The 8,452-nt window shown below is 71.2% G+C and carries 8 protein-coding genes; 2 read left to right on the top strand and 6 right to left on the bottom strand.

The window, feature by feature from the left end; all coding sequences use genetic code 11:
- The first annotated feature begins 258 nt into the window (after positions 1-258).
- Positions 259-1,275 (top strand): sigma-70 family RNA polymerase sigma factor, encoded by a 1,017-nt coding sequence (locus AB0412_RS34550; RefSeq protein WP_366406570.1) that lies wholly within the window; start codon positions 259-261, stop codon positions 1,273-1,275.
- Here the strand turns inward: AB0412_RS34550 and AB0412_RS34545 are convergent.
- Positions 1,159-1,542 (bottom strand): STAS domain-containing protein, encoded by a 384-nt coding sequence (locus AB0412_RS34545; protein ID WP_366406569.1) that lies wholly within the window; start codon positions 1,540-1,542, stop codon positions 1,159-1,161. The genes AB0412_RS34550 and AB0412_RS34545 overlap by 117 nt on opposite strands.
- 92 nt (positions 1,543-1,634) lie before the next feature.
- Between AB0412_RS34545 and AB0412_RS34540 the strand changes: the two genes are divergently transcribed.
- Positions 1,635-2,555 (top strand): AEC family transporter, encoded by a 921-nt coding sequence (locus tag AB0412_RS34540; protein ID WP_366406568.1) that lies wholly within the window; start codon positions 1,635-1,637, stop codon positions 2,553-2,555.
- A gap of 59 nt (positions 2,556-2,614) precedes the next feature.
- Here the strand turns inward: AB0412_RS34540 and AB0412_RS34535 are convergent, their stop codons facing one another.
- From AB0412_RS34535 to AB0412_RS34515, 5 genes are all read right to left on the bottom strand, one after another.
- Positions 2,615-3,898: a thymidine phosphorylase gene (locus AB0412_RS34535; RefSeq protein WP_366406567.1), complete on the bottom strand. Its 1,284-nt coding sequence runs from the start codon at positions 3,896-3,898 to the stop codon at positions 2,615-2,617.
- A 93-nt stretch (positions 3,899-3,991) separates the two neighbouring features.
- Positions 3,992-4,390, bottom strand: coding sequence for a cytidine deaminase (locus AB0412_RS34530; protein ID WP_366406566.1), 399 nt, complete (start codon positions 4,388-4,390; stop codon positions 3,992-3,994).
- Positions 4,387-5,661: an ABC transporter permease gene (locus AB0412_RS34525; RefSeq protein WP_366406565.1), complete on the bottom strand. Its 1,275-nt coding sequence runs from the start codon at positions 5,659-5,661 to the stop codon at positions 4,387-4,389. The genes AB0412_RS34530 and AB0412_RS34525 overlap by 4 nt, the downstream gene beginning before the upstream one ends.
- Positions 5,658-6,782, bottom strand: coding sequence for an ABC transporter permease (locus AB0412_RS34520; RefSeq protein ID WP_366406564.1), 1,125 nt, complete (start codon positions 6,780-6,782; stop codon positions 5,658-5,660). The genes AB0412_RS34525 and AB0412_RS34520 overlap by 4 nt, the downstream gene beginning before the upstream one ends.
- Positions 6,782-8,359 (bottom strand): ABC transporter ATP-binding protein, encoded by a 1,578-nt coding sequence (locus AB0412_RS34515; protein ID WP_366406563.1) that lies wholly within the window; start codon positions 8,357-8,359, stop codon positions 6,782-6,784. The genes AB0412_RS34520 and AB0412_RS34515 overlap by 1 nt, the downstream gene beginning before the upstream one ends.
- Positions 8,360-8,452 lie beyond the last annotated feature (93 nt).

Here is an 8,452-nt window from a genome sequence, read left to right as displayed (position 1 = left end):
TGGGGGTCCCCCCGCTCGAGCGAAGCCGAGAGTGGGGGAGGGTGGGCGCAGCGGCACCCCGCAAGCGCGGGCGAGCGACACCCACCCCCGGCCAGACCCCACCCGGGGCACCCGGGTCCACTGGCCAGCCTTGCCCGCAGCGGTGTGCTGACCTGCGCGTTTCTCGACTCGGCGGGCCATTGTCAGTGCGCTGCGGTAGCTTCCGGAGTGGTGGGTGCGATGGTGCGCCACGACAGGAGCCACAGGGGTGGGTGGACGATGACGAACGGCACGGCGACGACGACCGACCTGGACGCCAGGCTGGAGGCACACCGCGTCGAGCTGACCGGGTACTGCTACCGGATGCTCGGCTCCTCCTTCGAGGCGGAGGACGCGGTGCAGGACACGATGGTCCGCGCCTGGCGCAGCTTCGACAAGTTCGAGGGGCGGTCCAGTCTGCGGTCGTGGCTGTACCGCATCGCGACCAACGTGTGTCTGGACATGCTGACCGCGGGCAACAAGCGTGCCCGGCCCATGGATCTGACCGAGTCGACGCCGCTCGCCCAGGCCGCCCTGTCCCCCCGCCCGGACAACACGTGGCTGGAGCCGATGCCGGACGCCCGTGTGCTGCCCACCACCGACGACCCGGCGGAGGCCGCCGTCGCCAAGGAGTCCGTGCGGCTCGCCTTCATGGCCGCCCTGCAGCAGCTCCCGCCCAAGCAGCGCGCGGTACTGATCCTGCGTGAGGTGCTGGCCTGGAAGGCGAACGAGGTCGCCGAGCTGCTCGGCACGTCGGTCGCGTCGGTCAACAGCGCGCTGCAGCGAGCCCGGGCCACGCTGGCCGAGCGGCAGCAGCCCGGTGCCGACGCGACCGTCTCCGACCCGCTGGACGAGGAGCAGCAGAAGCTGCTGGAACGCTATGTCGCGGCGTTCGAGGGCTACGACATGTCGGCGCTGACGGAGTTGCTGCACGAGGACGCCATCATGACGATGCCGCCGTTCGACCTGTGGCTGACCGGCAGCGAGGACATCACCGGGTTCATGACGACGCTGGGTGCGCCGTGCGCGGGGTCGCGGCTGCTGCCGGTGCAGGTCAACGGTCTGCCGGGGTTCGCCCAGTACAAGCCCGACCCGGAGGCCGGTGGCTACACCCCGTGGGCCGTGCAGGTGCTGGAGATCTCAGACGGCCGCATCACCGGGTTCCACTGCTTCCTCGACACCAAGCGGTGGTTCCCGCTGTTCGGGCTGCCCCTCCACCTCGAAGCGGAGGCCGACGAGGTCGAGCAGGGAGCATAGGGCCGGGTCGGGGTCGCGCAGCCGTATCCGCCCTCCGGCACGCCGGGCGGCGAGCTGGAGCCGGGCGAGGAGGTTCACGGCGGCGAGGCCCGGCGGGCCCAGGCCGCCGACATCGCAGACGACTACCCCGCCGGGGGCGTTCAGCAGAGCCCGCAGCGCATCGCAGGGCCCGCTCACCTCGTCCCGGGTGACGGGGCCGCGCAGCACGAGTACGGGGGGTGTCATGGCGTCCACGATCGGTAGACCGGGCGGTGGGCCATAACTCATCGCGGGTGCGGGTGATCACATTGACCCGGGGGCAGACCTGCGCCGAGGGTTGGCTGTATGTGCCATAGATCCTTCCCGCTCGAGGGGCCGTCGTGCAGGGGGTGCTGAGCGGGTTCGCGGTGATCGCCGTCGTCATCGGCGTCGGCTATGTCATCGGGCGGCGGGGGTATCTGGGCACGCAGGGCAGTGAGGTGCTGACGAAGCTCGCGTTCCATGTGGCGTCCCCGGCCCTGCTGTTCACCACCCTTGCGCGGGCCGACCTGTCGGTGGTCTTCTCCGAGCGGCTCCTGGTCACGGCGCTGAGCACGGCGGCGGTGGCGGGTGTCTTCGTGGCGGTGGGTGCCGTACGGCGCTGGGGGGTCGGCCGGACGACCATCGGTGCCCTGTGCGCCGGCTACGTGAACTCCGGCAACCTGGGCATCCCGATCGCGGTGTACGTCCTGGGCGACGCCTCGCTGGTCGCGCCGGTGCTGTTGTTCCAGCTGATCGGGGTCACGCCGGTCGCGCTGACGATCCTGGACCTGTCGACGGCCGGCGAGAAGGGCTCGCTGTGGCGGCGGCTGCTCACGCCGCTGCGCAATCCCATCGCGGTCGGATCGCTGGCGGGAGTGGCCGTGTCGGCGTCGGGGATCACCGTTCCGGGGCCGGTCATGGATCCGGTGACCCTGATCGGCAACATGGCCGTCCCGGCCGTCCTGCTCGCCTTCGGCATCTCGCTGCGGGGCAGCACACTGCCTCTTCGGGGCGGTGAGCGGGGGGCGGTGCTGCTCGCTGTGGCGCTGAAGTCGGTGGGCCAGCCGGTGGTGGCCTGGGTGCTCGCGGCGGGCGTCTTCGGGCTGCGCGGGGCGCAGCTGCTGGACGTGGTGGTGACGTCGGCGCTCCCGGCCGCGCAGAACCTGTACACGTACGCGTCCACGTACGGCGTGGGCGAGCGGCTGGCCCGGGACGCCGTCCTGGTGTCGACGGTGGTCTCGGTACCGGTGCTGGTCGTGGTGGCTGCGTTGTTCGGCTGACCGCGTCGTGCACGGGACCGGTCCGCCGGTCCCGTGCACGCGCCGGGGAGAGCCGAAGGTCAGGCGATGCGCTCCAGCACCACCGGGGACGGGGTGAAGCCGGTGTCGGGGGCGGAGATGTCGTACGCGGACTCCAGGGCCTGCAGGGCGTACTCGAAGCGCTCCGGGGTGTCCGTGTGGAGGGTCAGGAGCGGCTGGCCCTCGGTGACCTCGGCGCCGGGCTTGGCGTGGAGCTCCACGCCCGCCGCCGCCTGCACCTGGTCCTCCTTGCGGGCGCGGCCCGCCCCCAGGCGCCAGGCGGCGACGCCGACGTCGTAGGCGTCCAGGCGGGTCAGTACCCCGGAGGCCGGGGCCTTGATCACGTGCTGTTCACGGGAGGTGGGCAGGGGGGCGTCGGGGTCGCCGCCCTGGGCTGCGATCATGCGGCGCCAGACGTCCATCGCGGAGCCGTCGGCCAGGGCCTTCGCCGGGTCGGCGTCCTTCACGCCCGCCGCATCCAGCATTTCGCGGGCCAGGGCGAGGGTGAGGTCGACGACGTCCTGCGGGCCGCCGCCGGCCAGGACCTCCACGGATTCGCGGACCTCCAGGGCGTTGCCCGCCGTCAGGCCCAGGGGCGTCGACATGTCGGTGAGCAGGGCGACCGTCTTCACGCCGTGGTCCGTGCCCAGGCCGACCATCGTCGAAGCGAGTTCGCGGGCGTCGTCCAGGGTCTTCATGAACGCGCCGCTGCCCACCTTCACGTCCAGGACCAGGGAGCCCGTGCCCTCCGCGATCTTCTTGGACATGATCGAGGAGGCGATCAGGGGGATCGCCTCGACCGTGCCCGTGACGTCGCGCAGCGCGTAGAGCTTCTTGTCCGCCGGGGCCAGGCCGTCGCCTGCCGCGCAGATCACCGCGCCCACCTCGTCGAGGACGGTCAGCATCTCCTCGTTGGACAGCAGCGCGCGCCAGCCGGGGATCGACTCCAGCTTGTCCAGCGTGCCGCCGGTGTGGCCGAGGCCGCGGCCGGAGAGCTGGGGGACGGCGGCGCCGCAGGCGGCGACCAGGGGCGCGAGGGGGAGCGTGATCTTGTCGCCGACGCCGCCCGTGCTGTGCTTGTCGGCCGTGGGGCGGGACAGGGACGAGAAGTCCATGCGCTCGCCGCTCGCGATCATCGCGGCCGTCCAGCGGGCGATCTCCCGGCGGTTCATGCCGTTGAGCAGGATCGCCATCGCGAGGGCCGACATCTGCTCGTCGGCCACCTCCCCGCGGGTGTACGCGTCGATGACCCAGTCGATCTGTTCGTCGCTGAGCTCGCCGCGGTCCCGCTTGGTGCGGATGACGGAGATGGCGTCCATGGCCATGGCTGGCGTTCCTTCCGGAGTGCGAAGGGGGCGGTGCGAAGGGGGCGGCCCCTCCGATCGGGGTGGTGGTCGGTCGGAGGGGCCGCGGTCGCGTTACTTGTCGAGGTGCTTCGGGGTGAAGGCCTGGGGCAGCATCTCCGAGAGCGGCAGGATGCCCGCCGGGGTCTCCAGGAGCAGTCCCGGGCCGCCGAACTCGTACAGCAGCTGCCGGCAGCGGCCGCACGGGACGAGGATCTGGCCGTCGCCGTCCACACAGGTGAAGTGGGTGAGCCGGCCGCCCCCGGTGCGCTGAAGTTCCGAGACCAGCCCGCACTCCGCGCACAGGCCGAGACCGTACGAGGCGTTCTCGACGTTGCAGCCGGAGACGATACGCCCGTCGTCGACCAGGGCGGCGACGCCGACCGGGTAGCCCGAGTAGGGGGCGTACGCGTGGGACATGGCGTCCCGGGCGACGGCGCGCAGCGCCTCCCAGTCGACGTCCGCCGAGGTCACTTGCCCTGCCCCTTCCGGTACGGCAGTCCGTCCGCCTTCGGCATCCTCAGGCGCTGCGCGGACAGTGCGAGGACGACGAGGGTGACGACGTACGGCGTGGCGGAGACGACCTGGTTGGGGACCTCGTTGGTGGTGGCGTACCAGGTGAAGACGAGGGCACCGACGATCAGGGTGATCACCGCGTGGACGTACTTCTTGCGGACGGCCAGCCAGATCGCGCCGATGAGCAGCAGCAGCGCGCCGAGCAGCAGCAGGGCGTGCACGTTGGCGGAGCCGCCGCGCAGGTTGAGGCTGTCGGTGTAGCCGAACAGGCCGGCGCCGATGGCGAGGCCGCCCGGCATCCAGTTGCCGAAGATCATCGCGGCGAGGCCGATGTAGCCGCGGCCGCTGGTCTGGCCCTCCAGGTAGAAGGGGTTGGCCACGATGGACAGGAAGACACCGCCGAGGCCGGCCAGGGCGCCGGAGATGATCACGGCGAGGTACTTGTACTTGTAGACGTTGACGCCGAGGGACTCGGCGGCGACGGGGTTCTCGCCGCAGGAGCGCAGGCGCAGGCCGAAGGCGGTGCGCCACAGGATCCACCAGGTGGCGGGGATCAGCGCGACGGCGATCAGGGTCAGCCAGGAGACGTCGGTGACCAGACCGCCGAGCAGGCCGGCGATGTCCGAGACGAAGAACCAGCCCTGGTTGTTGAGGTCCCGGAGCCAGTCGGACAGCCCGGGCACCGTGAAGTGGCCGAGGGAGTCGACCGCCGGGGACTGCTTGGCGGAGCCGCCCGCGTGGCCCTCGAAGGCGAGCGGGGCGAGGTAGCGGGTGGCGCCGAGGGCGAGGATGTTGATCGCCACACCGGAGACGATGTGGTTGACGTTGAAGGTGACGGTCACGAAGGCGTGCAGCAGGCCGCCGATCGCGCCGCCGATGAGGCCGACGAGGACGCCGGTCCACGGGCCCCACTGGAAGCCTGCCCAGGCACCGAACCAGGTGCCGAGGATCATCATGCCCTCGAGGCCGATGTTGACGACGCCCGCGCGCTCGGCCCACAGGCCGCCGAGGCCGGCGAGGCCGATCGGGACGGCGAGTTCGAGCGCGGTGGACATCTGGCTGACGTTGGTGATGCCGTCCGCGCCGGTGATGAGGCGGACGATCGAGGTCAGCGCCAGGGCTCCGGCGATGACCAGCATCAGCACCGGCAGCGACAGCCGGCGGCCGGTCGGCGCCGCGGGCTGCAGCGTGGGCTGGTTGACGTCGACGGCGGAGGTCGGAGCGGTCATCGGCCAGCCACCTCCTTCGTGGTGTTGTTGTCGGCGCCGATGAAGTGGCCCGCGGCGAGCTCCGCGCCGACCCGGCGCTGCTGGCGGCGCAGGCCCCACTCGCGGACGGCCTCGTAGGAGACGACGACCGAGAGGACGATCAGGCCCTGCATGATGACCGCGATCTCCTTGTCGTAGCCGTGGAAGTCGAGCTCGGGCGAGGCCTTGTCGAGCCAGGCCCACAGCAGCGCGGCGAAGGCGATGCCGACCGGGCTGTTGCGGCCGAGCAGGGCGATGCCGATGCCGAGGAAGCCGATGCCGGTGGGGAAGTTCAGGCTGTAGGTGTGGGTGTCGCCGAGCAGGATCGGCAGGCCCGCGAGGCCGGCGATGGCGCCCGAGATCAGCATGGCGCTGAGCACCATGCGCTTGGGGCTGACGCCGCTGGCCGCGGCGGCGGTCTCGGAGGCGCCGGAGGCGCGCAGGTCGAAGCCGAAGCGGGTGCGGTTGAGGACGACCCAGTAGCCGATGCCGAGCAGCACGGCGAGGATGACCAGGCCGTAGATCTCGCCGGCGGCGCCCATGTCGATGCCGGGGACCCAGCCGGACTCGTGCATCTCGCCGGTGGTGTTGTTGTTGCCGACCTTGACGCCGAAGACGGTGGGCAGCCACAGGTAGCCGATGACGGAGGTCGCGATCGCGTTGAGCATGATCGTGGCGACGACCTCGCTGACGCCGCGGGTGACCTTCAGGACACCGGCGATGCCGGACCAGAAGGCGCCGGTGAGCACGGCCGTCAGGAGCAGCAGCGGGATCTGCAGCGCGGCCGGCAGGTTGGCGTGGGCGCCGACGATCGCGGCCATCATGGCGGCGAGCTGGTACTGGCCGTCGACGCCGATGTTGAACAGGTTCATCCGGAAGCCGATGGCGACCGCCAGGGCGGCGATGTAGTACATCGAGGCCTGGTTGATGATCAGGACCTGGATGTCGGAGAACGTCGCCTGCTCGAACATCAGGGCGAACGGCTCGACGGGGTTCTTGCCGGAGGCGACCAGCACGATCGCGCTCAGCACGAAGGCCACGGCGAGCGCGATGACCGGCCCGGCCACCGCGAGGAGCACACGCTCCTTGTCGAACTTCTTCATCAGCGGGCCTCGTCTTCCGGAGACTCGGGGGACGTGGACGAGTCGGCCGGGGTCTCGGGGGTCTCGTCGTGCTCGAGGTGGCCGGTGGCGGCGCCGGTCATGGCGGTACCGAGCTCCTCCGGGGTGATGGTGGCCGGGTCGGCGTCGGCGACCAGCTTGCCGTCGTAGATCACCCGCAGGGTGTCGGACAGGCCGATCAGCTCGTCCAGGTCGGCGGAGATCAGCAGCACGGCCAGGCCCTCGCGGCGGGCCTCGCGGATGTGGTCCCAGATCGCGGCCTGCGCGCCGACGTCCACACCGCGCGTGGGGTGGGCGGCGATCAGGAAGCGCGGCTTGTGGCTCATCTCGCGGCCGACGATCAGCTTCTGCTGGTTGCCGCCGGACAGGGAGGCGGCGGTGACGTCGATGCCGGGGGTGCGGACGTCGTACGCCTCGACGATGCGGCGCGTGTCCTCCTGGGCGGCCTTCGGGTCCAGCCAGACGCCCTTGGCGTTGGGCTTCTCGGTGACATGGCCGAGGATGCGGTTCTCCCAGAGGGGGGCCTCCAGGAGCAGGCCGTGGCGGTGGCGGTCCTCGGGGATGTAGCCGATGCCCTGCTCGCGGCGCCTGCGGGTGGCCCAGGCGGTGATGTCCTCGCCGGCCAGCCGGATGACCCCGGAGTCGGCGTGGCGCAGGCCGATGAGCGCGTCGACGAGCTCGGTCTGGCCGTTGCCCTCGACACCGGCGATGCCGAGGACTTCGCCCTCGTGGATGGTGAAGGTGATGTCGTCCAGCAGGGCCTTGCCGCCGGGGGCGGCGAGGCGGAGCTTCTCGACCTCGATGACCGGCCGGTCGGTGACGGTGGACTCGGCGGTCTCGGGGGTGGGGAGTTCGCTGCCGACCATCATCTCGGCGAGCTGACGGGGCGTGGTCTCGGCGGGGACGGCCGTGCCGACCGTCGTACCGCGCCGGATGACGGTGATCTCGTCGGCGACGGAGAGGACCTCGCCCAGCTTGTGGGAGATGAAGATGACCGACAGGCCCTCGGACTTCAGCTCGCGCAGGTTCTCGAAGAGGGCGTCGACCTCCTGCGGCACGAGCACGGCGGTCGGCTCGTCGAGGATCAGGGTCGTGGCACCGCGGTAGAGCACCTTGAGGATCTCGACGCGCTGGCGGGCGGCGACGCCGAGCTCCTCGACGAGGACGTCGGGGCGCACGCCGAGGCCGTAGCGCTCGGAGATCTCCTTGATCTTCCGGCGGGCCCGGGCGCCGATGCCGTACAGCTTCTCGCTGCCGAGCACGACGTTCTCGAGGACCGTGAGGTTGTCGGCCAGCATGAAGTGCTGGTGGACCATGCCGATGCCGCGGGCGATGGCGTCGGCGGGCGAGGAGAAGGTGACCTTCTCGCCGTCGACGGCGATGGTGCCCTCGTCCGGCTTCTGCATGCCGTAGAGGATCTTCATCAGCGTCGACTTGCCGGCGCCGTTCTCGCCGACGAGGGCGTGGACGGTGCCCTTGCGGACGCTGAGGTGGATGTCGTGGTTGGCCACGACGCCGGGGAAACGCTTCGTGATCCCGGCGAGCTCGACGGCGGTCACCTGACCGCCCGCCGCCGATCCGGCCGGAGGGCTGCTGGACGCGTTGATGGCGCACTCTCCATGGGGACGGGGGTCGTCTACGCGCGTAGCGCC

Source organism: Streptomyces sp. NPDC052012 (assembly GCF_040689265.1).
In the GTDB taxonomy this organism is placed as follows: Bacteria; Actinomycetota; Actinomycetes; order Streptomycetales; family Streptomycetaceae; genus Streptomyces.
Note: the sequence above shows the minus strand (reverse complement) of the source record. Positions and strands in the feature narration are given on the sequence as shown.

Bases quoted from the DNA above. Each gene is read 5' to 3' on its own strand.
- AB0412_RS34525 (WP_366406565.1), bottom strand. From the start codon at position 5,661: ATGACCGCTCCGACCTCCGCCGTCGACGTCAACCAGCCCACGCTGCAG.
- AB0412_RS34550 (WP_366406570.1), top strand. From the start codon at position 259: ATGACGAACGGCACGGCGACGACGACCGACCTGGACGCCAGGCTGGAG.
- AB0412_RS34535 (WP_366406567.1), bottom strand. From the start codon at position 3,898: ATGGCCATGGACGCCATCTCCGTCATCCGCACCAAGCGGGACCGCGGC.
- AB0412_RS34545 (WP_366406569.1), bottom strand. From the start codon at position 1,542: ATGAGTTATGGCCCACCGCCCGGTCTACCGATCGTGGACGCCATGACA.
- AB0412_RS34520 (WP_366406564.1), bottom strand. From the start codon at position 6,782: ATGAAGAAGTTCGACAAGGAGCGTGTGCTCCTCGCGGTGGCCGGGCCG.